Below are 25,088 nucleotides of genomic sequence, written 5' to 3'. Positions count from 1 at the left end.
CAGGGTGGCGTTCATCGTTCCGCACGCAGCAGCAAGGACACGATGAACGCGCCCCCCAGCCCGGCCGTAATGATGCCGATAGGCAGCTCCTGATTGGGGATCAGACTGCGGCTGAGCATGTCGCCGCCGGTCAGCAGCGTCGCCCCCAGCAGGCCGCACATCGGCACGGCCAAACGGTGGCGCACGCCCACCAGGCGCCGAGCCAGGTAGGGCACCATCAGCCCGACAAAGCCGATCACGCCCGTCAGCGAAACGAGAAACGCCGTGGACAGTGCGCAGCACAGAAAGGTCTCGGTGCGCAGGCGCGCCACGTTGACCCCCATCGAATGGGCGGTTTGCTCGCCCGCCAGCAGCGCGTCCAGCGCCCGCCAACGCAGCGCCGTAAACCCGGCCAGCAGCACGAAACTCACCAGCGGAATGAACAGATTATCCCAACGCGCCAATCCCAGCCCGCCGAGCGACCAGAACAACACCGAACCGGCCGCCCGCTGATCGCCGGAAAACACCAGGTAGCTGGTGAGCGCGCTGAACAAAAACGAGACCGCCAGGCCGCAGACGATCAGCTGCTCGGCGCGCCTGACCCGGCCGACGCGAAACAGGATCATCACCGCCAAGGCGGACAAAACGCCGCCGGCGAAGGCGGACAGCGGCAACGTCAGCGCGCCCAGCGCATCGCCGAAGCGCGTGATGACCAGCACCGCGCCGGCGGAGGCGCCGGAGGAGAGCCCAAACAAAAAAGGATCGGCCAGCTCATTGCGGGTGGTGGTCTGCAGCAGCGCGCCGGTCATCGCCAGCCCGGCGCCGGTCAAGGCCGCCAGCAAGGCTCTGGGCACCCGCAGTTGCACGACGATAGTGTCCAGCATGCCGGAGAGGGGCGCCGATGAAAGCCCCAATGCCGCCATCGTCTGCCGCCATGACAGCGCGACGCTGCCCAGCTGCAGGCTCCAGATCATTAACCCGCACAATACCGACAGCGCCAACGGCGCGAGCAGCATAAACCGCCGGGTCGGTGAGTTCATTCAGCCTCCGGCGCGTACAGCGCCCGCGCCAGCTTTTCCACTGCGCCGATGTTGGCCGGCCCCGGCGTCAGCTCCGCATACTGCAGTTTCAGATAGCGATGGTGCCGTACGGCAGGCGTTAATTTCATCAACGGGTGGGACTCGAGGAAGCGCCGCAGCGCATCGGCGCCCGATCCGGTCTGGTAATCCAGCAGAATAATGAAGTCGGGCTCGGCCGCCGCTACCGCCTCCCAGGACGCCGTCGTCCAGCTCGCCGGCAAGCCGTCCATCACGTTGCGGCCACCCGCCGCTTCGATGATCGCCGTCGGCATCGCGTATTTGCCGCTGGTGAAAGGCTTCTCCTCCCCCGAGTCATAGACGAACACCTTGAGCGGCGCCTGGCCCGCCGGCCTGGCGGGCAGCGCAGCCAACCGGCGCTGCCAGCCCTCAACCAGCGCGGTGGCCTCTTGCCGCTTGCCGAAAATCTTGCCGAGCTTCAGCTCATCGTCATACAGCAGATTCATATCGGCCTTCTGCGGCCGCCCGCCGGCCTGTACGCAGCTCTCGCTCAGCACCAGCGTTTTGATGCCGTACGGGGCGAGCTTCTCCGGCGTGACGTCGCCGCCGATCTTCATGCCGTAATTCCAGCCGGCGAAAAAGAAATCCGGCTGTGCCGCCAGCAGCGTTTCCAAAGCGGGATATTTCGGCGCCAGTTCGGGAATGGCGCCCATCGCGGCCTTGAAGTCGGGCGTCAGTTTGTACCAGCCGGTGATGCCGGTCAGCCCGACAATGCGATCCTGCAGATGCAGTGCAAAGGCCATCTCGGCCATGTTGATGTCGTTGATGACGGCGCGCTGCGGCGCCTGGTTGAAGGTGACCGGCACACCGCAGCTTTCTACGGTGACGGGAAAATGTTCGGCCGCCGCCGACCTGGCGGCCAGCAGCAGAAGCAGGATGAATACGCGTGCGTTCATGTTTCTCTCTGGTTGATCAAGCACAATGGGGAACGTCAAAAATGCGCAGCGTTTTCCCGCTGACGGGATGCGCCACCTTGAAACTGTTCATGCCGAATACCGGCAAAATCACCGGAGTTTGCAACACCGCCTCGGGCGTACCACAGGCTACCTGGCGGCTTTCGTTCAGCACCAGGATCCGATCGGCAAATGCCTCTGCCACGGGCAAATCGTGCAGCACCGCAATCACGGCAATCTCTTTATTTTTCACTAACGACAGCAGCGCCGAGCGCCCGGGCGGATCGAGGTGATTGGTCGGTTCATCCAGCAACAACAGATCGGGAGACTGCGCCAACGCCCGGGCCAGCGCGGCGCGCTGGCGCTGGCCGCCCGAGAGCCGTCCCAGCGGATGGTGCCTGAGCGGCGCCAGCCCGGTTTCCCCGATGGCTTCGTCAACGATGCGTTTTCCCGCCGCAGAGCGTTCGCCATGCGGTAAACGGCCCAACGCCACGTAGTCCTCAACCGACAGCCGCAAATCCGGCGAATCGTTTTGTGCCAGAAAGGCGATGCTTTTGGCGCGTTCCGCCGCCGGCCACTCGGACAAGGCCCGCCCTCGCCAGTGAATGCCGCCGCTGTCCGGCCGCGTTTCGCCGATCAGGGCACGCAACAGGCTGGACTTGCCGCTGCCGTTAGGGCCGATCACCGCCAGCTTCTCACCGGCGCGCAGCGCGAAATGGATGTTGTCGAGTATCAATGCCCCGCCGTGGCCGGTCAGGCTAACTCCATCAACGTGGAGGATGTCGTGAACTGGATTCATCATGCATTAATTGTTATATTATAACATATCAATATTTTTATCACGATTGCCCGCCTTCTGCAAAAGCGAATCGCAACGTCTTTTGCCGCACACGCTGCGTGAACCGAGGCAGGGAGCAAGCCGCGCCCCCAGCGTCAACACTGCGCGGCCAAAGCAACATAGCACAGCCTCTTATTAATGATAATGATTTTCATTATCAATTAAATCATGATGATTTCCGATTGCGCATCCCGGCGAACTTGGTTATGTTTGAAGCGATTAGTTTCATTGCCGATTTTCAGGAACTCACATGACCTACCTGGCGCACAGCACAGATCCGACAGACGCGACCGTTCCGGCCGTCGTTTTGCTGTGTGCTTCCTCCGCTCCACCCGCCGTTTCCTCTGTCGTTTCAGCGGTTGCCGCTTACCCGCCACGCATTGTGGTTGTGCGCTAAGCCAAACCGACTTTTTACCTCCGGCTTATTGATCTGTTGCGTTCAGGCGTAGACCGCCGCGCGCGCCGGAGCCTGTAATTTTCACGACAGGTGAAATTGACATGCGATTACCTTCTCTCTGGGCCAATGCCGGCCTGGCTACGCTGTTCGTCCTGCTTTGGAGCAGCGGCGCGATCTTCTCCCGTTGGGGGTTGGAGCACGCCTCCGCCTTCGCTTTCCTGTTCTTCCGCTGCGCCATCGCGCTGGCGGTGCTGTTGGCCATCGGCCTGTGGCAGCGCCAGTGCCTGCCCGCTCCCGGCACCCGCCGGCGCGTCGCGCTGATTGGCGTGCTGATGATCGGCAGCTATCAAATCTGCTATCTGCTGGCGCTGGAACTGGGTATTACGCCCGGCGTGCTGGCGACGTTGCTCGGCGTACAGCCGATCCTCACCCAGTTCATCACCGAACGGCGCTGCACCGGGCTGCGGGCGCTCGGCCTGGCGCTGGCAATGGTCGGGCTGACGCTGGTGGTGTACCAAAGCCTGATGGTGGCCCACTTCTCGCTAAGCGGCATGCTGTTCGCCTTTATCGCGCTGGGCTGCATGACCGCCAGCACCCTGCTGCAAAAAGGCATGACGCAGCCGCCGCTGGCGGTCTTGCCGCTGCAGTATGCCGTCGGGTTGCTGATGTGTACGCTGGCGCTGCCGTTTGAGCCGCTTCGGGTCGAATGGCGGCCGGCGTTCGTGCTGCCGCTGCTGTGGATGGCGGTGGTGATCTCGGTGCTGGCGACCTTCTTGCTGTATCGCTTGATCCAGCGCGGCAACCTGGTGCAGGTCACCAGCCTGTTCTATCTGATCCCGGCGGTGACCGCCCTGCTGGACTACCTGCTGCTCGGCCACGCGCTGGCGGCGCTGAGCCTGCTGGGCATGGCGGGCATCGTGCTCGGCGTGATGCTGGTTTTCCGCCGCGTATAAAAGCAAAAGCCCCCGCGCCGTTCCACCGGTGCGGGGGCGATAACAACAGCCGTTAACTCAGAACAACCAGGAACCGTACCCCCACAGCAGCACCGTCACCCCAAGCAACAACTCGAGCAACAGGATACCGATAGCGAAGGTCGAGCTGGAGAAGATGAACCCTTCCTTACTGTCGATATTCAGGAAGTGCGGGATCCCCAGATTCAGCAGATAGCCCGAATAGCACAGGCCGATAATGCCGACAAACAGACACAGCCAGACGACCGGATAGAGCGCCACAATCCCGCTGAGGAACATCGGGGTCGCCACGTAGCCGGCGAACACCATGCAGCGGTGCAGGCTGGGGCGCGATTCATAGCGCCGCGCCATCCAGTGAATGACTTTCCCCATGGCCGCTACGCCCGCCAGCATCAGCAGGTAAAACGCCACGGCGGTATAAAGCGCGGTAAACATGTCGAGCCTGATGGCATGTCCCTCGCCGGAGAGCCAGCCCAACTGGGTGGTGCCGATAAAGGCGCAGACCACCGGGATTGCTGCCAAGAGCAACACGTGATGGGTGTATAGGTGCGAGACGCTTTCATTCTCGCTTTTGATCTGTTCGAACTCGGCGCTGGGATGCGCCAGAAGTCCCCAAACATGACTGACCATGAGACACCTCCTATCTCGCCGTAGGCCGCGATCGGCGAACGAATTTCACACCTCCGACGGACAGCTACCCGTGCGAGGATTGCGGCCACGGGGCTCTCTCCCCTGTACTAATTATAGTCTTTCGGCGAAAAAACGTGCGGAAAGCGCAACGCCGCAACGCTTTGTCTTATACTCCCACCATAAAAACCAGGCTGCGAGGAAGGTCATGTCATCCGTTATCACCACCCGCCAGGCGGGGATCGTCGACGTCGACGTCGGGCGCAACGTCACCGTTGTCGAGCCCTGCAATCTGTACGGCTGCCGGCTCGGCGACGATGTCTTCGTCGGCCCGTTCGTGGAAATCCAGCGCCACGTCAGCATCGGCGCGCGCAGTAAAATTCAGTCGCACAGCTTTATCTGCGAATACGTCACCCTCGGCGAAGCGTGCTTTGTCGGCCACGGCGTCACCTTCGCCAACGATCTGTTCAAAGACGGCGCGCCCAATGCCGATCCGGCCAGCTGGGGGCGCACGCGCGTCGGCGATCGGGTATCCATCGGCTCCGGCGCCACGATCCTGGCGGTGGAGATCTGCAGCGACGCGGTGATCGGCGCCGGGGCGGTCGTGACCCGCGATATCACCCGCAAGGGAATTTATGCCGGCAACCCGGCGCGCCTGCTGCGGGAGCTGCCATAATGACCCTGGCCATCCGCATCGCGGCCATTGAGGCGCTGCCCGATGATTACCTGACGCGCGGCGATTTCGGCTTTACCATCCGCAGTTACGCCCTGCCGCAGTTCGACAGCCCGGTCGACAGCTGGCCAACCCGGCCGGTGGCGCCGTTTCGTAAACAGTATCCCCTGGCGCCGTTCGCCAACCAAGACAGCGTTACCTTCCTGGCGTATCGCCAGGACGAAGCCGTTGGCCACATCACGCTGAGCAAAAACTGGAACGGTTACACCCTGATCGACGAGATCGCGGTCAGCGCTCACGCGCGCCGTCAGGGCATCGCCGGGGCGCTGCTGGACTGCGCCAAACAGTGGGCGCGGCAGCAGGAAACCTCGGGTATGATGCTCGAAACGCAGAACAACAATCTGGCCGCCTGTCGCTGCTACCAGCATTACGGGTTTATTCTCGGCGGCATCGACCGTTTGCTGTACCGCGCCGAGCCGGAGATCGCCGATCACGAAATCGCGCTGTTCTGGTATTTGCCGTTCAATAGCGAAATCGGTTACTGATTTATCGGCCGCCATTGAGGCTATGTTTACTTTTTAACCCCTACCATCGGATGAGAACTGTTATCACTTACTCTGATAATTCAGCGACACCCAGGGAGGGCCGTATGAACCAGAACAAGGTTGTTTTACTGATGTTAGCTATCGCCATGAGCGGATGCGCCGATCGCCCCGCCGCCGTCTCCCCCGCAACGCCGCCGACCGACGTCACCGTTTCGCCGCCGGGCGTGCAGCCGGAGATGGACGCCAGCACCCGCAGCAAGCTGCGTGAGATCCTCGCGCTGCGCGCCGGTTGGCCAGCCGCACAGCCGCATGGCCGCACCGTCGATTTGATTTCGCGCGAGTTTCTCGGCAGGCCCTATCTCGCCAACCGCCTGATCGGCTCGCAGAGTACGCCCGAGCAATTGGTGATCGACTTCCGCGGGCTGGATTGCTTCACCTACATCGATTATGTGGAAGCGCTCAGCACCGCCCGCAGCGAGGGCGAGTTCGTACAGCGTCTGGTAGACATTCGCTACGTCGACGGCAAAATCGCCTTCCCGCAGCGCAAACACTTCTTCACCGACTGGGCACAGCGGCCGCACCAGGTGGCCGAAGACATCACCGCGCAGCTCAGCCCGCACGCCGTCACCCTCGTGAAAACCCTCAACCGCAAGGCGGACGGCAGCAGCTACCTGCCCGGTTTGCCCAACGTACAACGCAGCGTGACCTATATCCCCAGCGACAACGTCGACGACAAGGTGCTGGCCCAGCTGCGCACCGGCGATTACATCGGTATTTACACCAACCTGGACGGGCTGGACGTGACCCACACCGGCATCTTCGTGATGACCGACAGCGGCCCGGTGCTGCGCAACGCCTCTTCGCGCAAGGCCAACATGCGGGTGGTCGATTCGCCCTTTATGGATTACGTGATGGCTACGCCGGGCATCGTGGTGCTGCGTTCGCTCAGCCGATAACCCCCCGCCGCATAACGGCTATAAGCTATAGCCGTTTATGCTGAACGAGCGTTTGACTTCATCGGCGGTTCAGGCTTAGCTGTAAGGACAAAAAACAACTGATTTTATTGTTCTTTTCAGGGAGACTTCGATGACCTTACGCTGGCGTATCACCCCTCTGGCGGCGGCCTTCGCCGCCGTATTGGCGCTTCAGGGCTGCGATCAAAAAACCGATCAGAACCATATCAAGGTCGGCGTCATCAACGGCGCGGAACAGGACGTGGCGGAAGTCGCCAGGCAAGTGGCGAAAGAGAAATACGGGCTGGACGTCGAGCTGGTCGGCTTTAGCGGTTCACTGCTGCCGAACGACGCTACCGACAAGGGCGAACTGGATGCCAACGTGTTCCAGCACCGCCCGTTCCTCGAACAGCAAAACAAAGATCACGGCTATAAGCTGGTGGCGGTCGGCAATACCTTTGTCTTCCCGATGGCCGGCTACTCCAAAAAGATAAAATCGCTCAAAGAGCTGCCGGACGGCGCGGTGATCGCCATCCCGCTCGATCCGACCAACCTGGGGCGCGCCCTGCTGCTGCTGGAAAAAACCGGGTTGATTACGCTGAAACAAGGCAAGGGGTTGTTGCCCACCGCCCTGGACATCAGCGCCAACCCGCACCATTACCAAATTATGGAGCTGGAAGGCGCGCAGCTGCCGCACGTGCTGGACGATCCAAAGGTCACCGTCGCCGTCATCAGCACCACCTACATCAACCAGACCGGTCTGACGCCGACCAAAGACGGCATCTTCATCGAAGATAAGGACTCGCCGTACACCAACATCATCGTCACCCGCGAAGACAACAAGGACGCGCCGAACGTGCAGAACTTCATCAAGGCCTATGAGTCTGACGAAGTGGCCAAGGCCGCCGAAAAAATCTTCAACGGCGGCGCGGTGAAAGGCTGGTAATTCCGGGCACAGCGCCACAGGGGCTCTCCCCAAAGAGCTCCTTCCCGCTCACCATCGCCTTTTCTTATCTCACCATAAGAAAACCCGATTTACCCCGGCGGTGAGCGGCGCGCATAATGGCGTTTATCCGCTGATTTCCAAGGTAAACAGGCATTACCATGACGCTCTCCGCTCCCGTACTCAGCCTCCTCGATGCCACGCCGGACGATATGGCCGCCGTGCTGCGCATTTACACCCACCACGTGCTGTACGGTGCCGCCTCGTTTGAAGAACAGCCGCCGACCCTGGCGGAAATGCAGCTGCGGCTGAGCAAGGTGCAAGAAGCCGGGTTGCCCTGGCTGGTGGCGAAGAGCGAAGGCCATATTGTGGGCTACTGCTATGCCACGCCGTATCGCCCCCGGCCGGCCTATCGTTTTACCGTGGAGGACTCGGTGTATATCGCCGAGGGGCAACAGGGCAAAGGCGTCGGCAAGGCGCTGCTGAGCGCGCTGATCGCCCGCTGCGAGCAAGGCCCCTGGCGCCAGATGCTGGCGATCGTCGGCGATTCCGCCGCCAACCGCGGCTCGCTGGCGCTGCACCAGTCGCTCGGCTTTACCAGCGTCGGGACGTTAAAGGCCGTGGGGTTCAAACTGGGAGAATGGCGCGATACCCACATCATGCAGCGTGCGCTGGGCGCGGGCGACAATCAGCATCCCTGAATGCATGGCGACGCACGATAGAGAGTTAGCGTCTATAGTGAAGAGTGATTTCATTGAGTTAGCGCCAATCGCGCACGCCATTTAACCGATAAGGGAGAAGTGAATGAAAATTATTCTGTGGATTGTCGCCATCATTTTCATCGTGGGTTTATTGACGATTACCGGCGTTTTCAAACTGATTTTTTAAAGCGTCTGCACCGTCCCGCCCCTCTCGGGGCGAGACTTTTCATCATGCCTTGAAACGCGCGCGTACCGCGCCCAGCGCCGACATCATCGCCAGCACCACGCCGCCGGCCACCAGCCCGAACGCCACGTTCAGCAGTGCCGGAACCACACCTTGCAAAAGATGGCCAAACGTCGGCACCACGGTGGTGTACGAGGCCCAGTCTTCGAACAGATGATGCACCGGCGGCAGACCGTGGGTCAGGATGCCGCCGCCGACCATAAACATGGCGACCGTACCGACGATCGACAGCGTTTTCATCAAATAAGGCGCGGCACGCACGATGCTGCCGCCGAGGGAGCGCGCTAACGCGCTGCTTTTGCGGCTCAGATACAGCCCCAGATCGTCCAGCCTGACGATGCCGGCGACGATGCCATACACGCCGAGCGTCATCACGACGGCGATGCCACACAAAACGATCACCTGCTGGCTGAAGGTGGCGCCGGCAACGGTGCCCAGCGTGATGGCGATAATCTCGGCGGAGAGCACGAAATCGGTGCGTATTGCGCCTTTCACCTTGCGCTTCTCATAGGCCGCAGCGTCCTCATTGGCGCCGGGCCCGTCCGATTTTTCCTCCTGCGCCGCCTTGCCGTGGCTCAGGCTGTGAAACACCTTTTCGAACCCTTCGTAGCACAGGTAGGCGCCGCCCACCATCAGCAGCGGCGTAATCGCCCAGGGTGCAAAAGCGCTGATCAGCAGCGCCAGCGGCACCAGGATCGCCTTGTTGATCAACGAACCTTTGGCGACGCTCCACACCACCGGCAGTTCGCGATCGGCTTTAACGCCGGTGACCTGCTGCGCATTGAGCGCCAGATCGTCCCCCAGCACCCCGGCGGTTTTTTTTGCCGCCATTTTGCTCATTAACGAGACGTCGTCCAACAACGAGGCGATGTCGTCGATGAGGGTAAGTAAGCTACTTCCTGCCAAAATGATTCATCCTTTTCATATTCACGGGCCATTCTATTTTTAGCATAGCGGTAAAGTGTCATGAAAGGATATGAGAGGATTGCGGAAAACGCCGGGCGGGCGAATGCCGCCCGGCGCCGGCGTTAGAGCGCTACGCTGCCCAGGATGAACGTCACGGTGATAACCGACAGCAGCGTCGTCCAGGTGATAATAGAGGCCATCGCTTCATGATCGCCCCCCATTTGCCGCGCCAGAATATAGGCGTTGCCGGCGCAAGGCACGGCGGAATAGAGAATGGCGATGCTGGCCGGCACGCCGGTGGCACCGAAATAGTGCACCAGCGCAATGGTAATCAGCGGCATGGCCACCAGCTTCAGCACGGTCGCATAAGAGATGGAAACCAGCTTGCGGATATGCATGCTGACGATCAACCCTGCGCCGACCGACATCAGGCTCAGCGGCGTGGCGGCGTTGGAGAGATAAACGAACAGCTGTTTAAGCGCGCCGGTGATGTGCAGGTTGCACAGGTTCATCAGCACCCCGAACAACGCGCCGATGATCAGCGGGTTTTTCGTCAGCGCCAGCAGCGCGCCGCTCAGGCTTTTCTTGCTGCCGGTGCCGTAGTGGTTCATCACCAACACGCTCATGATGTTGGTCAGAATGATCATGTACGCCACGAAGAAACCGGACAGCGCCACCCCTTCGCTACCGAACAGCGATTGCGACAGCGCGATGAATACATAAGAGTTGTATCTGACTCCGCCCTGAAAAATGGAGGTAAACAGATCGGCCGACGTATTGAAGAACAGTTTGCCAACGAAAATAATCAACGCGATGGCCAGCGTGGAAACAATGGTCGCCACAACGGGATAAAAGCTGTCCGCGCCGCTAAAATCCGCCTCGCTGATATCCAATATCAACAGCGCCGGAAAAAACAGGTAATAAACGAATTTGTCTGAGAAGCCCCAAAATACGGCGACGTCTTTAACATAGAGTTTTGACAAATAGCCCAGCACGATTAACAAAAAAATCGGCAATATAGAAAGAAAAACGTTCAGCATGAATAATAACCTTAAATCGAGAAAATGCGCTCTTCAACCTGATTGAGGTTGCGGTGATTCCACAAGCTTGCCGAAATGAAGACGCGTTGCACCCAGCGCAACGGCGTATCTCTTTCATCGAAAGAAGGCGTGAATTTATCGCGCGAATGCAGCGCAAAGCGGTTATCGATATACACCAAATCGCCCGGGCAAATATCGATGCCGATGGCGTTTTCTTTCACCAGCCCGTAGAAACGCTCCAGCGCGGCTTCCGCTCGTGGCGTGCTGGCCGCAATCATGCCGGGATAGAAGACGGCGCTCACATCCGGCAATACGTGATTTTGCGAAATCAGCGGCACCAGCGCGGTTTCTTCCCGCCCGGCCTGCGTGGATTGGCGCCAGCGGTAAGGCAGTTTGATGCTGTACAGCGGGCTGGCCAGCGTTTCGACGTCCTCGCGGCTCAGCTGAGCGATCGCCAAACGCGAATCGGAGATGCGCGTCATCGGGCTGTGCGGATCGCGGCGCACACCGGTCAGCAGCAGGCCCATCGGCGAGACGTTGAACTGTTCCAGGTGTTTCAGCGCCGCATTTTCAATATGGAAGTCCAGTTCAACATCGAACCCCAGACCGGTATACTCTTTTTTGGCTTCGCGTTTGGGGATCAGATTATTAATCAGCTCCTTCCCCTCGAAATACATCGAGTAGGGCTCGCCGATTAATGAAGAAATACCCACCAACAGGTTTTCGCTGATATTCCCGGATTTGGCCGAAGGCGTGTATTGATTTGGACAAGGGGAAAAGAAAACTTCTTTATCCACCGGCACATTTTTTAAAATAAGATAAGGCCGCGGTTTGATTGACGCCTTTTGCTGGCTTAATGCGGCGCTTAATCTGTGGGGCAAATGGGTAATCATCGCCGTTCGTATAGCGTGAATATACGCATCACCGCCGGCGGGATCGTAAGCAATTTTATCTAATGCCGAAAATAACTCGTTTCGTTCCTGATCCGTCAATTGAAAGACGTTTTGGTAATCCATCCTGAGCATTCCTTGACAATAAGAATATCATTAGCAAGCCTAATGAAAGCGGCAGGATGTTAACACTTTGCAATCAAATTCATAAAGATTTATTAACTAATTTCGTGATCTTAATCACCACTCCTCCGTCCAGTTAATGGCGGAGAAGAAGTGATTAAGAAACAAACAGCTACGCGGATACGTCTCCATCATACGCGACAGCGAATACGCGCGAGAGGTAGCGCAGAACATGACCGTGGGCCTCAAAGACGCACGATAAATGCGTACTGCCCTCAAGCAAGCCAAAGGCAACATGCACGCTGCCGTGCTGTTCGACGAAACGCTGCAAGGATTGCGCGCTGAACAACTCATCCTGCACCGCCGCCAGCAGCAAGGTCGGTAATCGCAGCGCCGCCAGTTGCTTTGCCGGGGTGCGTGGCGTCAACGCGTTAGCCATATTAACGCTGTAGTGGCAGACAAAATCGGGGGCGGCGGCCAGCACGGCCGGGGGAAAATTCAGGCTGACCGCCCGAGATTGCCCAAACCACCGTCCACCGCTGAGCGCATTGGCCACAAAGGGCCATTGGCGCACCTGGGCAAAACGGGCCGCCGCCGGCAAATCGCGGGCCATCCCGGAAAATGGCCCCAGCTCGGGCGCCAGCAGGGTCAGGCTGTCCGCCTGCTGTTCACAAGGATAGCGGGTCAGGTAGTTGAGCAACATCCCGGCGCCGCTGGAATGGCCAAGCAGGTGCCTGCGCGCTAACGGAAAACGAAGGCGCATTTCCGCCAGGATGACATCGACATCGCGCCAAATACGCTCAGGCCGCTCAACCGTCCCCCGCTCTCCCGTGGAATCGCCATGCCCGCGAATATCGACCAGGCACACCGCGAGCGTTGGCTCGGCGGCCAGCTGGCGCGCAAGAATGTCATACCCGGCGGCGCTGTTAACCCCGCCGCCGTGATAAACCACGATCACGTCTTCGCTCTCGGCAGTTTGCCGATACAGGCGGTAGCTCAATCCCTCAACGCGGCCGGACGACGTGCCCACCTGTGCCCCCGGCCACTCGCCGTAAGACTTCGCTTGCTCAACATAGCGGTCAAAATCAATCAATTCGCACCTTTCCATGATGTTGTCGGTATTCCCCACGGCAGAGTTCCTGCCCCGGCGATAAGCATATGAAACAACAGCAGGAACTACCATGCCTTTTGCACGCTCCCCCTTAGTCTCAGGGCAGATCCCCCGCCGGCACATTGAGCTGCCAGGAGAGCCCAAAGCGATCGTTGAGCCAGCCGAAGCGGGCGCTGAAGCCGTAGTCGTCGAGCGGCATCAGCACCTTGCCGCCCTCCGCCAGGCGGTGGAACGCCTGCTCCAGCGCCTCTTCGTTAGGCAGGTTGATGAACAGCGACACCGCCGGGGTGAAGCTGAAATCATGGCTGATCGGGCTGTCGATAAACACCAGGTTCTGCCGGTCGAAATCGATGGCGGCATGCTTGATCAATCGCCGGCCGTCCGGCGTCGGGTCGTAATGCTGCACCTGCATGAGCCGAAAACGCGCAAACACCTGGCTGTAGAGGTCGATCGCCTGCTGCGCCTCCCCCTGGAACATGACAAAGGTCGAAACCTGACTCATAACATCCTCTCCGGCAATCGTTGTGGTATTAATGGAGGATAGCGGATTACCGTTGAAGCGGCGGAAAGGAGCAACCATGAGCATCATTCATCGCCTGGCGCAGCCGGACGATCTCAACGGCCTGTTGGCTCTGTATCGCGAGCTGCGCCCACAGGATGCGCCGCTGCGTACCGACGACGCACGCCGCACCCTGCAACGCCTGCTGGACGATCCGGCGATCCGTCTGGTGGTGGCGGCAGACGAGGAACAGCCGATCGCCACCTGTATGCTGGCACTGATCCCGGGGCTGGCGCACCAGGCGCAGCCGTTCGGCGTCATCGAGCACGTGGTGACGGCAGAGCCCTATCGCGGCCACGGCGTGGCGCTCGCGATGATCGAATACGCGCTGCAGCTGGCCTGGCGCAAGGGCTGTTACAAGGTGATGCTGCTGTCGGGGCAGCAACGCACCGGCGCGCACCAGCTTTATCTCAAAGCGGGTTTCGACGGCGATCGTGAGCGGGGATTTGTCATCAGGCGGCCCGAGGGCCGATAGCGGCCTGCTGCAAACGAGCAGGCCGCCAGGCGGGTCATTCGGTGGCGTTTTTCGCCAGGCTGGCGTCTTTTTGCCGACGATAGTCGCGGGCGGCGGCCGGGATCGGCGTCACCTTGCCGGTTTCAATCCAGCTGCGCAGCCGGTTGGCGTCGGCGAAGTGGGTATATTTGCCGAAGGCGTCCAGCACCACCAGCGACACCGAGCGGTTACCGATTACCGTACGCATCGCCAGGCAGTGGCCCGCCTGGTTGGTGAAGCCGGTTTTGGTCAGCTGGATGTTCCATTTCGGGTTATACACCAGATGGTTGGTGTTGCGGAACGGCAGCGTGTAGTTCGGATCTTTGAAGCTGGCCATGCGCTCGGTGGTGGTGCTGAGCTGGCCAATCAACGGGTATTGCTTGGTGGCGATCAGCAGCTTGGTCAGATCGCGCGCTGTTGACACGTTATGAATAGAGAGCCCGGTCGGTTCCACATAATGGGTATTGGTCATGCCCAGCGCCTTGGCCTTGGCGTTCATCGCTTTGATGAAGGCGTTGTAGCCCCCCGGATAGTGGTGCGCCAGGCTGGCGGCGGCGCGGTTTTCCGACGACATCAGCGCCAGCAGCAGCATGTCCTTACGGCTGATTTCGCTGTTCAGCCGCACCCGCGAATAAACTCCTTTCATCTCCGGCGTCTGGTGGATATCCACCGCCAGCATCTCGTCGAGCGGCAGATGCGCGTCCAGCGTGACCATGGCGGTCATCAGCTTGGTGATCGAGGCGATCGGCACCACTTCATCCGGGTTGCGCGCGTACATCACCTTATGGGTTTGCATATCGACGACCATCGCGCTGCCGGAGGCCAGCTCCGGCTGGGTGGCGTGCAGGGCGGCGGCGTTGTCGCTGGCCAGCGCGCGCGGCGCAAAGCCTGCACCCACCTGCAAAGCGAGCAGGGTCAGAACCAAAACACGTATTTTCACAGGCATTACTCTGAAATGGGGGCTTAAACTCAGCGAATTATATGTGAGGGTTCAGCGCTTGGCACTGGGATTATAGGGCGGATTTGTGACAAATTCTGTCGGCCGAAAAACGACGCAGCCCGCGGGCGCTCTGGGATGAACGCCCGCGTAGAAAAAGTTACAGCGCCGGCTGCCAGGCCGACTGCGGCAGCAGGTACAGCCCCGGCGTTTGCCGCGCCCCCGCGCCGACGATATGGCCGATGCCGGCCGCCATCACCGCCAGCGTCACGTCGAAGGCGTTGAGGCTGTCGCCGTAGCCGGCGGTCAGGTTGAACATCGAACCGTTAGCCAGCAAATAGACCGTCTTCTCATTGAGTTGGTAAGCGTTCACATAAGGCATCGGCTCGTGGTGCGGCAGGCCCTTGAGGAAGCCGACGTCGATCTCTTCCGCCACGTGGCCGACGTTAAGGATAAACACGCCGTCCTGCGCCTGTTGCAGATGCTGCGCCGAGAGCACGTTTTTCGCGCCGGTCGCGGTGGCGATCACGTCCGCCTGCGCGACCGCGCTCGCCAAATCCACTACCTGCCAGCCGTCATAACGCGCCTGCAGCGCGCGCGCCGGATCGATTTCCGCCACCATCACCTGGCCGCCGTAAGCCCTGGCCGCCGCCGCCGTCCCCTGCCCGACCAGGCCATAGCCGATCACCAGCACGCGCTTTTCGTGCAGCGTCAAATGGGTGGTCTGGAAGAAGGTGTGCCAAGCGGTCAGCCCAACCATATGCCGATTGTGCAGCCCCTCTTTCACCGGCAGATCGTCCCAGTTGAAGATCGGGTAGCGCGGCGCCACGCCGTTCAAACGGTTGATGCCCGATCCGGTGGCTTCCAGCCCGGCGACGATCTGCGGGCCGTTCGGCGATTGGTGCAAGCGGGTGGTCAAATCCGCCCCCATTTCGCACAGGTGAGTCGGCTGCCAGGCCAGCGCGCGGTCGAAAGATTCCGACCACTCGCCGGCGCTCATGTCGCGCCAGGCATAGGCCTGCGCGCCCCGCCGTTCCAGCCAGGCCACCACGTCGTTCTGCACCGTGGTGGGATTGCAGGTGGTCAGGAAGATCGCTGCGCCCTTGTCCAGCAGGCCGGCCACCAGCGGCGCCATTTTCAGATCCAGGTGCATATTGCACGCCAGTCGTACCCCGTGCAGGTCCGGCAACGCCGCCACCGCCGCCCGGGTGCGCGGCATATGGCGCATCGCCCAGTTCAATTCGCTCTCAAAGTCCTGATACATCCGTTGCTCCTCTGGTGTGCCCCGCCGCCAGGCGTGGCAAAAAAGTTATCCCGCGCGGCCGAGCCGGCGGATCGCCTGCGGCGACAGGCCAAATACCCGGATAAACGCCCGCCTCATGCGCTCCGGATCGCTGAATCCCACCGAACGGGCGATCGCCTCCAGCGGCTCGGCGCTCTCTTCGATGCGTACCCTGGCCGCCTCCACCCGCAGCTGTTCGATCACCTTGGCCGGCGTCTGCCCGGTTTCGGCGCGGAACAGCCGACCGAACTGGCGCTCGCTCAGGCAGGCGGCGTCAGCCAGATCAGCCACCGACAGCGGCAGGTGCAAGTGCTCGCGCGCGAACGACAGCGCGGCGCGCATGCGATCCGACGACGGGTTCAACGCCAGCAGCAGCGAGTACTGCGACTGCCCGCCGGGGCGCCGGTGATAGACCACCAACTGCCGCGCTACGCCCGCCGCCATCGTGGCGCCAAGGTCGTCTTCTATCAACGCCAGCGCCAGATCGATGCCGGCGCTGATGCCGGCCGAGGTCCAGATATCGCCGTCGCGAATGAAGATACGGTTGCTGTCGACGCGGATGCGCGGATAACTCTGCTGCAGCCGCGCCGCATGATACCAGTGGGTGGTGGCGCGCTTGCCGTCCAGCAAACCGCAGGCCGCCAGAATAAACGCGCCGGTGCACACGCTGGCGATGCGCCGCGCTCGCCGGCTGTGGGTCGTCAGAAACGCCACCAGCGCCGGCGACTGCGCCGCCATCACGTTGCCGCTGCCGCCGGCCACCACCAGCGTATCGAAACGCTCGTCGCCGCATGGCTGCGTGGCGATCTCCACCCCGGCCGAGCTGGCGACCATCCCGCCCTGCGGCGAGATCGCCACGCAGCGGTAGGCCGGCGGATCGGTAAACTGGCTGACGTTATCGAACGCCGCCAGCGGGCCGGCAAAGTCCAGCAGGTTGAAACCGGGAAAAACCACAAAACCGATCGTTTTCATGATGGCGCTTTTTGAGGGTTATCTGTCATATCAGCCAAAAACAGGGCGGCTATTATGGCCCAGGTCCAACGATAAAAATGAGGCGAATGTCATGTCTGAACCACTCGTGATTGTATTTCCCATCTATCAAGGCGTCACCCAGCTCGACTTCACCGGCCCACTGCAGTTTCTGCGCCACATGCCGGGCGTGGAAATCATCGTCGCTTCGGTAGACGGCGCGGATGTCGAATCGGAAGGCTTGCACTTCACCCAGCTGCGCCCGCTGCCGGAGATCGCGCGCTGCGACGTGCTGTGCGTGCCGGGCGGCAGCGGCTGCACCCAGGCACTGCAGGATAAAGCGTTCATGCAGCAAATCCGGCGGCTGGGCGCCGATGCCCGCTACCTGACCTCGGTGTGCACCGGTTCGCTGATCCTGGCCGCCGCCGGCTTGCTGTCGGGCAAACGCGCCGCCTGCCACTGGTCGATGCGCGACAGCCTGGCGCTGTTCGGCGCCATACCCAGCGCAGCACGCGTAGAGCGCGACGGCAACGTGATCAGCGGCGGCGGCGTCACCGCCGGCATCGACTTTGCGCTGACGCTGATCGCCGAACTGCACGGCGAAGACACTGCCCAGACGATCCAACTCTATCTGGAATATGCCCCGGCCCCGCCGTTCACGGGCGGCACGCCGGAACTGGCCCCGCCGCACATTTACGCCAAGGTACAGGCACAAATGGCGGAAAGCCTGGCGCAGCGCAGAGCGTTGGTGGCCCAGATCGCCCAAGGCTAGCGATCGGGCGTATACTTGCCCTTATGCGTCAGTCACATAAGGAGTAAGGAATGACCGATTTGGCCCACTACATTACGGACTACGGCTACTGGGCGTTGTTTATCGGCTGCCTGGCTGAGGGAGAAACCATCACGCTGCTGGGCGGCATCGCCGCCCACGAAGGGCTGCTGCACTGGCCGTGGGTGATAGCCGTGGTCGCGCTCGGCGGCACGTTGGGGGATCAGCTGCTGTACTTCACCGGCCGCCGGTTCGAAGGCCGGGTCATCTCGCGGCTCAAGGGGCAGGAAAAACGCATCGCGCGCGCCAGAAGGCTGATCGCCCGCCACCCGATGCTGTTCGTTATCGGGGTGCGCTTTATGTACGGTTTCCGCATCATCGGCCCGGTGCTGATCGGCGCCAGCCGCCTGCCGCCGTCGCGCTTCGTGCCGCTCAACATCCTCGGCGCCATTCTTTGGGCGACGATCTTCGTCATGCTCGGCTATTTTGGCGGCCAGGCGATCGAAAGCTTCTTTACCGGCTTCAATAAAAAACTCTCCAGCCTGCTGTTTGTCGCGCTGGCGATTGCCGCCATCCTGCTGGTGCGCTTCTGGTGGCGCAAACGCCACGCGGAGTGAAGCTCAGCGGCTAAGCATCAGTTTGATACCCAACAGCGCCAGCACGCCGCCGCTCAGGCGATCGAACCAGGCCTTGAAGCGCAGATAAATCCGGCGCGGACGCGGCGAAGAGAGCACGAAGGCGACAAAGGCGTACCACGCCACATCGACCGCCAGCGCGATTAAGGGCAGCGCCACATACATCCACGGCGCAATCGCGTGGCTGAGCAACGCGGCGAACACGCTGGCAAAGACGATGGCCGTATTCGGGTTGCCCAACTGGGTCAGCAGACCGGTGGTGAAGGCTTTACGCCATCCCAGCGGCTGCCCGCCCACTCCATCCACGTTCAGCGGCCGGTTGGCGCCGCGCAACATGTTGAACGCCAGATAGATAAGATAGGCGCCGCCCAACAGCCTCAACGTCCCGTAAAGCCACGGCAGCGCCAGCAACAGCGACTGCAGCCCAAGCAGGGCCAACAGTGCAAAGACAAAGCATCCGACGCCCATTCCCAGCGCGACCGCCATGCCGTCGCCACGTGAGGAAGCCACCGCCGTACGCGCCACCAGAATAAAGCTCTGCCCCGGGCTCATCGCCCCCAGCGCAATCGCGCCGGTAATGCTTATTATTGACAGCGCCGTCTCGCTCAACATGCCCACTCTCCCGTTGTCATTTTTTATTCAAACTAGCGCAGAGCTGAAAACAAAAGCAATAACGGTGCGTCAAGATCCCTGCGGCGCCGCGCGCATCAGCTCGACCAGCTCGCGCGCCGCCTTGTCCAGCGGACGGCTCTTCAGCCAGATCAGATGCATCGGCAAGCGCAGCTCGTTCTTGGTATTTTTGAATTTCAGCCGCACCAGCCGCCCCTGCGCCAGCAGCGGCTCGGCCAGCGACAGCGGGAAATTGCCCCACCCCAGGCCCGCTTCCACCATGTTCAGCGCCATCGGCAGGCTGTCGGTGCGCCAGTAGGCCTCCGCCACCTGCGGGCGCAGATCGCCGATCGGCAGATCGCGGCTGGCCACCATGATCTGCCGCACGTTGATCAGATCCTCGAGAAACAGCTCGCCCGCCGCGCCCTCCAGCGCCGGATGCTGCGGCGATACCATCGCCACCAGCGACTCCGCGCCGACGGAGTGGAACTGCTCCGCGCTGTTGATGTTCAGCCCGCCGAACGCCAGGCAGACGCCAATGCGCCCCTGATGCAGCATATGCAGCACGTCGTCCTGCGGCGCGCTGAGCACTTCGATGTTCAGCAGAGGATAACGCTGCGACAGCGTTTTCACCGCCGCCAGCAGGCCGGCGCCGTTGATGTCCGACGCCACGCCGATCGAAAGCGTGCTTTCCAGCCCCTGGGAAAGTTCGATGGCGTGCACCTGCAGCTGCTTGAGCTGCCCGGCGATCAGGCGGGCGTGCGGCGCCAGGGCCAACGCCAGCGCGGTCGGCGTCGGTTCGCGGTGCGAGCGATCGAACAGTGCGAAACCGAGCTCCGCCTCCATGTTGGCGATGCCCATGCTGACGGCGGACGGTACGCGCCGCAGCGCGCGGGCGGCGGCGGAAAACGAACCGCGATCGAGCACCGCCAGAAACAGTTCGATATTGTCGCTGGAAAAGTTCATCGCTTAACCTGTCAGTAAAACTGACAGCTCCTGACTTTTTCTATCAATGTGATTGACGCTATCTTAGCCGCCGTCGCCACAGAGGCAACTAAAAACAGATCGGGAGAAAACAATGCAAGGCGTCAAACGCAAACTGGTGTATGTCACCGCTTATGAACTTATCGGCATGACGATCTCGGCGCTGGGGCTGGCGCTGCTGTCGGGCCACGCGCCGAGCAGCACCGGGCCGCTGGCGGTGGTGATCACCACCCTCGCAGTCAGCTGGAACTTCATTTACAACTACCTGTTCGAGTGGTGGGAAAGCCGCCAGGCGTCGCGCACCCGCACCCTCAAGCGCCGCATTTTGCACGCAGTGGGCTTTCAGCTGACGCTAGTGGTGTATCTGATCCCGCTGATCGCCTGGTGGATGGGCATCACGCTGTGGCAGGCGCTGCTGCTGGACATGGCGCTGATCGTCATCATTCCTTGCTACACCTTCCTGTTTAACTGGGCGTTCGACAAGCTGTTCGGCCTGCCGGCTTCGGCTCTGCCGGCCGGTGAATCCGCCTAAAAACCCCCCGTCGTCCGATTCGCCTGCGCACGCCCATCGCCGCGCAGGCGCCACCGCTTTATTTTCCTCCCGCCTTTGCCCCCGCGCGAAATAACCTTCAAATCCATTTAGTTTGCACGGTAATTATTATTCTGTGATTTCAATCACTTTTATCGTTCGATATTTCCGTGTTGATAATGAGACTCATCTTACTGAATAATATGCGCTTTTGTTTTCAGTTTAAAAAATACACACAATTGCTCACGCTTTGCGCACAGGTTTTTTTGCCACATTTATCGGGAAACGGTAGCATGCCACGCCGTTATTTAACGGCAGCTGTATACACAATAAACAGCGGAATGATGCTACGACCTCATTCTCATTACGATTGCTGATGGCAATCGTTTGCCCTGCAGCTCAGGGCGGAGTTCATCATAGACAGGTAAACAGGACGGATAATGCACTCACAAAAAAAGTCGGCGGACGATAAACACGCCGCCAGACGACGCTGGCTAGACTCCCATGAATCCGGTTATCACAAAAGCATGGGTAACCGGCAGATCCAAATGATCGCCATCGGCGGTTCGATCGGCACCGGCTTGTTCCTCGGTACCGGCGGCCGTCTCGAACTGGCCGGGCCGGCGCTGGCGCTGGTCTATCTGGTGTGCGGGATCTTCTCTTTCTTCATCCTGCGCGCGCTGGGCGAACTGGTGCTGCATCGCCCTTCCAGCGGCAGCTTCGTTTCTTACGCCCGCGAATTTCTCGGTGAGAAAGCCTCTTACGTCGCCGGCTGGATGTATTTCCTCAACTGGGCGATGACCGGCATCGTCGACATCACCGCGGTAGCGCTGTACATGCACTACTGGGGCACCTTCGCCGACGTGCCGCAATGGCTGTTCGCCCTCGGCGCGCTCGGCATCGTCGCAACCATGAACATGATCGGCGTGAAATGGTTCGCCGAAATGGAATTCTGGTTCGCGCTGATCAAGGTCGCCGCCATCGCGCTGTTCCTGATTGTCGGCGTAGTGTTCCTCGGCACCGGCACCCCGGTCGCCGGCCACACCACCGGCATGCACCTGATTACCGAAAACGGCGGCATGTTCCCGCACGGCCTGCTGCCGGCACTGGTGCTGGTGCAAGGGGTGATCTTCGCCTTCGCCGGCATTGAGCTTATCGGCACCGCCGCCGGCGAGTGTAAAGATCCGGCCAAAATGATGCCCAAAGCGATCAACAGCGTGATCTGGCGTATCGGTCTGTTCTACGTCGGCTCCGTGGTGCTGTTGGTGCTGCTGCTGCCGTGGAACGCCTATCAGGCCGGCCAAAGCCCGTTCGTCACCTTCTTCAGCAAGCTGGGTGTGCCTTATATCGGCACCATCATGAACATCGTGGTGTTGACCGCCGCGCTGTCCAGCCTCAACTCCGGCCTCTACTCTACCGGCCGCATCCTGCGCTCGCTGGCGATGGGCGGCTCCGCGCCGAAGCTGATGGCCAAAATGAGCAGCCAGCAGGTGCCTTACGCCGGCATCCTGGTCACCTGCGGCATCTACGTGATCGGCGTGGTGCTCAACTATCTGGTGCCGTCGCAGGTGTTCGAGATCGTGTTGAACATCGCTTCGCTGGGCATCATCGCCTCCTGGGCATTTATCATCGTTTGCCAGATGCGCCTGCGCAAAGCCGTGCGCGAAGGCCGCGCACAGCCGGTCTCGTTCAGAATGCCGGGTGCGCCGTTCACCTCCTGGCTGACGCTGGCGTTCCTGCTGATCGTGGTGGTGATGATGGCGTTCGACTACCCGAACGGCACCTGGACCATCGCCACCATCCCGGTGCTGGCGGTGCTGCTGACGCTGGGCTGGTTCGGCCTGCGCAAGCGCGCGCAGGAAGTGAAGCTGGAACAGCAGGCTCACGAAGAACAAAACCCGCACTGATTCGACAAACCGCCCTCCGGGGCGGTTTTTTTTATCCGCTATAACCGGCCGTAGAACGTCATTCTGGCGCTTTCCGACAGCATCACGTCTGGCTGCGCATTGTAGGCCAGCACCACCAGCATGCGCGTGATGTCACCTTCGGTCGGCGTCACCCGGTGCATGGCGTTGCGCCCGCGAAACAGCACCAAATCCCCCTCCTCCATCGCCAACCGTTTGGCCGCCCGCTCCCCGTCCAGCACCTGCGTGACCCCGGCATAGTTCATCTCGCCGCGATCGGCGTCGCGCAGGTTCTCCACGTACTCGAAGCGCCCGCCCGCCGCCGGTTTCTGGATCAGCAGCGTGATGGCGAACGACGAGTTGTCGAAGTGCCAGCCCAGCTCCTGGCCGGTGTGGGCGTAATGCAGGTTGATCGACGACAGCCGATCGGCGTAGGGATACAGCTGCGCCTCATCCAGCACCGCGCAGAGAAACGCGCGAAACGCCGGAGCGTCGTACAGCGCACGCAGCGGCGACTGCGGCGGAATATCTTCGTCGGTAATGCAGCCTTTGGACGACACCACCAGCCGGTTACGCGCATGATCGGCCGGCAGCGCGTCGTCGTGCGGCCGCAGATACACGTTGTGTTTGCTGGTGGCATAAAACGCCGCGTGGTGCTGTTCGGCGCCTTCCAGCCGCACCGTCGCCAGCGCGGCGGCGCGCAGAAATCCCGGCAGTACTAACGCACCGCTGCGCTCCAGCGTTTGCCGGCAACGGGCGCGGAACTCGGCGTCGTCGATGGGATGGGCGGGCAGATCGATAATATCGGCAAGTTGCGGCATGACATTCCCCTCGTGTGCGATAGCCGGATGCCTCTCACTGTAGCGAATGGCGCATTGCCGCCATAACAAAAATACGTTATGGATAAGCTAACCAATTCTTAGCGATAGTCCTGCCCATGCACTCACCGTCCCGCGCGCGCTTGCCTAAGCTGAGCGCCATTCTGGCGTTCGAAACCGCCGCCCGCACCGGCAGCCTGGCCCGCGCGGCGGATACGCTGGCGCTGACCGCCGCCGCCGTCAGCCAGCAGATCCGCCAGCTGGAGCAACACCTGGGGATCACGCTGTTCATCCGCGCCAAAAGCGGCGTCACGCTGACCGAACAGGGCGCGGACTACCTGGCCTACGTGCAGGAGGCGTTCGAAACGCTGCGCGTGGCGCAGCAGCACGTCGAGCGCCAGCGCGGCAAACAGGCGCTGACGGTATTCGCCCTGCCGGCGTTGGCCTCCAAGTGGCTGAACCCGGCGCTGGGCGACTGGCTGGCGCAGTGCCCCGACGGCGATCTGCGGCTGCACGCGACCCATGCGGCGGTCGATTTCGCCCATTCGGCGGCGGACTTCGCCCTGTGCTTCGGCGATCAGGACTATCCGCTGCTGGAAAAGGTGCGGCTGTTTCAGGATCGGGTGCAGCCGGTGTGCAGCCCGGCGCTGCGCGATCGCGGCGACTGGACGCAGCTACCGCTGATCCACGTCGACTGGGGCAAAGAGAGCCAGTTTCTGCCGGGCTGGCACGAGTGGTTCACCGCCGCCGATCGAATGCCGCCGGCGCGGCGCGGGCTGACCTATAACCTGACTTCGCTGGCTATCGACGCCGCCGTGCAAGGGCGTGGGGTGCTGCTCGGCCAGCGGCGGCTGATCGCCCGTGAACTGGCGGAAGGCCAGCTGGTCACCCTGGCCGAACCGGCGCTACCGCTCAGCAAACCCTACTACGTGGTTTACCCACCGCGCACGCTGGAAAAGCCTGGCGCAGCGGCGTTTCTCAGTTGGCTGCAGGCGCTGGCTCAGCGCGCGGTATAACCGCCGTCGATGCTGTAAAACGCGCCGGTGGTGAAACTGCTGTCGTCCGAGAGCAGGAAAGCCACCGTTTTCGCCACCTCTTCTCGCGTCGCCATTCTCCCCAGCGGGTGCGAAGCGGCCATCTGCGCCCGCGCTGACGCCGGCAGCGCCCCCATCGCCGGCGTATCCACATAGCCCGGCCCGACGGCGTTGATGCGCACGCCGCGCGTGGCGAACTCCAGCGCCGCCGAACGCGTCAGGCCCAACACGCCATGCTTGGCGGCGGTATAAGGCGCAATCCCGGCAATGCCCACCACGCCGTTGGCAGAAGAGAGGTTCACTACCGCTCCGCCGCCGCCGGCGACGATCGCCGGCAGGCCGTACTTCATGCCGAAAAACGTGCCGCTCAGGCAGGTGGCGATCACTTCATGCCAGTCTTCGACCGCGTATCGATCGATGTCCACCTCGTGCGGGCCGGTGATCCCGGCGTTGTTGACCAGCAGATGCAGCGCGCCGCAGCGCCGCACCGTCTCTTCAATGCCCTGCTGCACCGACGGCGCATCGCGCACGTCCATCCGCAACGTCATCACCCGTCGACCGTCAGGATCGAGCCGCGCGGCGGCTGCGGCGAGAGGCGCGGCGTGGCGGCCGGTCATCACCACCGTGGCGCCACG

29 protein-coding genes are annotated in these 25,088 nt (G+C 61.4%); 13 read left to right on the top strand and 16 right to left on the bottom strand.

Going from position 1 to position 25,088, the window contains the following annotated elements; genetic code table 11:
* Positions 1-11: 11 nt before the first annotated feature.
* From ACJ8HT_RS12415 to ACJ8HT_RS12405, 3 genes are read right to left on the bottom strand one after another with little or no spacing between them, the layout of a single operon-like run.
* Entirely contained in the window at positions 12-1,019 is a 1,008-nt protein-coding gene (locus ACJ8HT_RS12415; RefSeq protein WP_197652210.1) for a FecCD family ABC transporter permease, read from the bottom strand.
* Positions 1,016-1,972, bottom strand: coding sequence for an ABC transporter substrate-binding protein (locus ACJ8HT_RS12410; protein WP_084826628.1), 957 nt, complete (start codon positions 1,970-1,972; stop codon positions 1,016-1,018). The genes ACJ8HT_RS12415 and ACJ8HT_RS12410 overlap by 4 nt, the downstream gene beginning before the upstream one ends.
* A 16-nt stretch (positions 1,973-1,988) precedes the next feature.
* Positions 1,989-2,705 carry an ABC transporter ATP-binding protein gene (locus ACJ8HT_RS12405; RefSeq protein ID WP_060421015.1) on the bottom strand — a complete coding sequence of 239 codons (717 nt, stop codon included), beginning with the start codon at positions 2,703-2,705 and terminating at the stop codon, positions 1,989-1,991.
* A gap of 600 nt (positions 2,706-3,305) precedes the next feature.
* On the opposite strand from ACJ8HT_RS12405, the gene ACJ8HT_RS12400 reads away from it, so the two are divergent.
* On the top strand, positions 3,306-4,157 hold the full coding sequence (locus ACJ8HT_RS12400; RefSeq protein WP_197652211.1) for a DMT family transporter: 852 nt from the start codon (positions 3,306-3,308) through the stop codon (positions 4,155-4,157).
* Between the two features lie 57 nt (positions 4,158-4,214).
* Here the strand turns inward: ACJ8HT_RS12400 and ACJ8HT_RS12395 are convergent, their stop codons facing one another.
* Positions 4,215-4,805, bottom strand: coding sequence for a Yip1 family protein (locus tag ACJ8HT_RS12395; protein WP_004939641.1), 591 nt, complete (start codon positions 4,803-4,805; stop codon positions 4,215-4,217).
* 205 nt (positions 4,806-5,010) lie between these two features.
* On the opposite strand from ACJ8HT_RS12395, the gene ACJ8HT_RS12390 reads away from it, so the two are divergent.
* The 6 genes from ACJ8HT_RS12390 to ACJ8HT_RS12365 all read left to right on the top strand — a co-directional run bounded on the left by ACJ8HT_RS12390 (position 5,011) and on the right by ACJ8HT_RS12365 (position 8,804).
* A complete protein-coding gene (locus ACJ8HT_RS12390) occupies positions 5,011-5,478 on the top strand; it encodes an N-acetyltransferase (protein WP_197652212.1) in 468 nt (155 codons plus the stop codon).
* The gene (locus tag ACJ8HT_RS12385) at positions 5,478-6,020 is read left to right on the top strand and encodes a GNAT family N-acetyltransferase (RefSeq protein ID WP_197652213.1); all 543 of its coding nucleotides are present in this window, start codon (positions 5,478-5,480) and stop codon (positions 6,018-6,020) included. Before ACJ8HT_RS12390 ends, ACJ8HT_RS12385 begins: the two co-directional genes overlap by 1 nt.
* A gap of 104 nt (positions 6,021-6,124) precedes the next feature.
* On the top strand, positions 6,125-6,976 hold the full coding sequence (locus ACJ8HT_RS12380; RefSeq protein ID WP_197652214.1) for a DUF1460 domain-containing protein: 852 nt from the start codon (positions 6,125-6,127) through the stop codon (positions 6,974-6,976).
* Positions 6,977-7,106: 130 nt separating this feature from the next.
* Positions 7,107-7,919, top strand: a complete 813-nt coding sequence (locus ACJ8HT_RS12375; RefSeq protein WP_038879912.1) for a MetQ/NlpA family lipoprotein — start codon at positions 7,107-7,109, stop codon at positions 7,917-7,919.
* A gap of 158 nt (positions 7,920-8,077) precedes the next feature.
* A complete protein-coding gene (locus ACJ8HT_RS12370) occupies positions 8,078-8,617 on the top strand; it encodes a GNAT family N-acetyltransferase (protein WP_197652215.1) in 540 nt (179 codons plus the stop codon).
* A 103-nt stretch (positions 8,618-8,720) separates the two neighbouring features.
* Complete coding sequence (locus ACJ8HT_RS12365; RefSeq protein ID WP_020825765.1) at positions 8,721-8,804, top strand: membrane protein; 84 nt, start codon at positions 8,721-8,723, stop codon at positions 8,802-8,804.
* Between the two features lie 42 nt (positions 8,805-8,846).
* On the opposite strand, the gene ACJ8HT_RS12360 is transcribed toward ACJ8HT_RS12365, so the two are convergent.
* The 5 genes from ACJ8HT_RS12360 to ACJ8HT_RS12340 form a co-directional block, all read right to left on the bottom strand.
* A complete protein-coding gene (locus ACJ8HT_RS12360; protein ID WP_197652216.1) occupies positions 8,847-9,767 on the bottom strand; it encodes a DUF808 domain-containing protein in 921 nt (306 codons plus the stop codon).
* A 122-nt stretch (positions 9,768-9,889) separates the two neighbouring features.
* Complete coding sequence (locus ACJ8HT_RS12355) at positions 9,890-10,807, bottom strand: AEC family transporter (RefSeq protein ID WP_025301959.1); 918 nt, start codon at positions 10,805-10,807, stop codon at positions 9,890-9,892.
* A gap of 11 nt (positions 10,808-10,818) precedes the next feature.
* A complete protein-coding gene (locus tag ACJ8HT_RS12350) occupies positions 10,819-11,604 on the bottom strand; it encodes a TauD/TfdA family dioxygenase (protein WP_341534867.1) in 786 nt (261 codons plus the stop codon).
* A gap of 388 nt (positions 11,605-11,992) precedes the next feature.
* Positions 11,993-12,949, bottom strand: a complete 957-nt coding sequence (locus ACJ8HT_RS12345) for an alpha/beta fold hydrolase (protein ID WP_350429748.1) — start codon at positions 12,947-12,949, stop codon at positions 11,993-11,995.
* A gap of 79 nt (positions 12,950-13,028) precedes the next feature.
* Entirely contained in the window at positions 13,029-13,433 is a 405-nt protein-coding gene (locus ACJ8HT_RS12340) for a VOC family protein (protein ID WP_047728359.1), read from the bottom strand.
* A gap of 76 nt (positions 13,434-13,509) precedes the next feature.
* Here ACJ8HT_RS12340 and ACJ8HT_RS12335 point away from each other — a divergent pair, with 76 nt between their 5' ends.
* Positions 13,510-13,965: a GNAT family N-acetyltransferase gene (locus ACJ8HT_RS12335; RefSeq protein WP_033637538.1), complete on the top strand. Its 456-nt coding sequence runs from the start codon at positions 13,510-13,512 to the stop codon at positions 13,963-13,965.
* A 34-nt stretch (positions 13,966-13,999) separates the two neighbouring features.
* On the opposite strand, the gene pbpG is transcribed toward ACJ8HT_RS12335, so the two are convergent.
* From pbpG to ACJ8HT_RS12320, 3 genes are all read right to left on the bottom strand, one after another.
* A complete protein-coding gene (gene pbpG / locus ACJ8HT_RS12330) occupies positions 14,000-14,929 on the bottom strand; it encodes a D-alanyl-D-alanine endopeptidase (protein ID WP_110157467.1) in 930 nt (309 codons plus the stop codon).
* A gap of 151 nt (positions 14,930-15,080) precedes the next feature.
* Positions 15,081-16,184 carry an adenosylhomocysteinase gene (locus ACJ8HT_RS12325; RefSeq protein ID WP_147839605.1) on the bottom strand — a complete coding sequence of 368 codons (1,104 nt, stop codon included), beginning with the start codon at positions 16,182-16,184 and terminating at the stop codon, positions 15,081-15,083.
* Positions 16,185-16,229: 45 nt separating this feature from the next.
* A complete protein-coding gene (locus tag ACJ8HT_RS12320) occupies positions 16,230-17,174 on the bottom strand; it encodes a GlxA family transcriptional regulator (RefSeq protein WP_049201103.1) in 945 nt (314 codons plus the stop codon).
* A gap of 91 nt (positions 17,175-17,265) precedes the next feature.
* Here ACJ8HT_RS12320 and ACJ8HT_RS12315 point away from each other — a divergent pair, with 91 nt between their 5' ends.
* On the top strand, positions 17,266-17,943 hold the full coding sequence (locus tag ACJ8HT_RS12315; protein WP_197652218.1) for a DJ-1/PfpI family protein: 678 nt from the start codon (positions 17,266-17,268) through the stop codon (positions 17,941-17,943).
* A gap of 50 nt (positions 17,944-17,993) precedes the next feature.
* Positions 17,994-18,557 (top strand): DedA family protein, encoded by a 564-nt coding sequence (locus ACJ8HT_RS12310; protein ID WP_060420973.1) that lies wholly within the window; start codon positions 17,994-17,996, stop codon positions 18,555-18,557.
* A gap of 3 nt (positions 18,558-18,560) precedes the next feature.
* On the opposite strand, the gene ACJ8HT_RS12305 is transcribed toward ACJ8HT_RS12310, so the two are convergent.
* Together ACJ8HT_RS12305 and ACJ8HT_RS12300 are read right to left on the bottom strand one after the other, a co-directional pair.
* The gene (locus ACJ8HT_RS12305) at positions 18,561-19,187 is read right to left on the bottom strand and encodes a LysE family translocator (RefSeq protein ID WP_197652219.1); all 627 of its coding nucleotides are present in this window, start codon (positions 19,185-19,187) and stop codon (positions 18,561-18,563) included.
* A gap of 69 nt (positions 19,188-19,256) precedes the next feature.
* Positions 19,257-20,150, bottom strand: a complete 894-nt coding sequence (locus ACJ8HT_RS12300) for a LysR family transcriptional regulator (protein WP_060420965.1) — start codon at positions 20,148-20,150, stop codon at positions 19,257-19,259.
* 112 nt (positions 20,151-20,262) lie between these two features.
* On the opposite strand from ACJ8HT_RS12300, the gene ACJ8HT_RS12295 reads away from it, so the two are divergent.
* Positions 20,263-20,700: a PACE efflux transporter gene (locus tag ACJ8HT_RS12295; RefSeq protein WP_047728368.1), complete on the top strand. Its 438-nt coding sequence runs from the start codon at positions 20,263-20,265 to the stop codon at positions 20,698-20,700.
* Positions 20,701-21,137: 437 nt separating this feature from the next.
* Entirely contained in the window at positions 21,138-22,604 is a 1,467-nt protein-coding gene (gene ansP, locus ACJ8HT_RS12290) for an L-asparagine permease (RefSeq protein ID WP_049201110.1), read from the top strand.
* Positions 22,605-22,642: 38 nt separating this feature from the next.
* On the opposite strand, the gene ACJ8HT_RS12285 is transcribed toward ansP, so the two are convergent.
* On the bottom strand, positions 22,643-23,422 hold the full coding sequence (locus ACJ8HT_RS12285) for a HalD/BesD family halogenase (RefSeq protein ID WP_087762121.1): 780 nt from the start codon (positions 23,420-23,422) through the stop codon (positions 22,643-22,645).
* Between the two features lie 116 nt (positions 23,423-23,538).
* Here ACJ8HT_RS12285 and ACJ8HT_RS12280 point away from each other — a divergent pair, with 116 nt between their 5' ends.
* Positions 23,539-24,435, top strand: a complete 897-nt coding sequence (locus ACJ8HT_RS12280) for a LysR substrate-binding domain-containing protein (protein WP_102984111.1) — start codon at positions 23,539-23,541, stop codon at positions 24,433-24,435.
* Here ACJ8HT_RS12280 and ACJ8HT_RS12275 read toward each other — a convergent pair.
* Positions 24,420-25,088: SDR family NAD(P)-dependent oxidoreductase (locus tag ACJ8HT_RS12275; RefSeq protein WP_442520131.1), on the bottom strand; the 669-nt coding region annotated here is incomplete at its 5' end. The two genes, ACJ8HT_RS12280 and ACJ8HT_RS12275, sit on opposite strands and share 16 nt — an antisense overlap.

It is taken from the genome of Serratia sp. CY44782, assembly GCF_052168715.1.
GTDB lineage: Bacteria > Pseudomonadota > Gammaproteobacteria > Enterobacterales > Enterobacteriaceae > Serratia > Serratia nevei.
The sequence above is the reverse complement of the archived record's forward strand: the minus strand, read 5'-3'. Positions and strand labels throughout refer to the sequence as shown.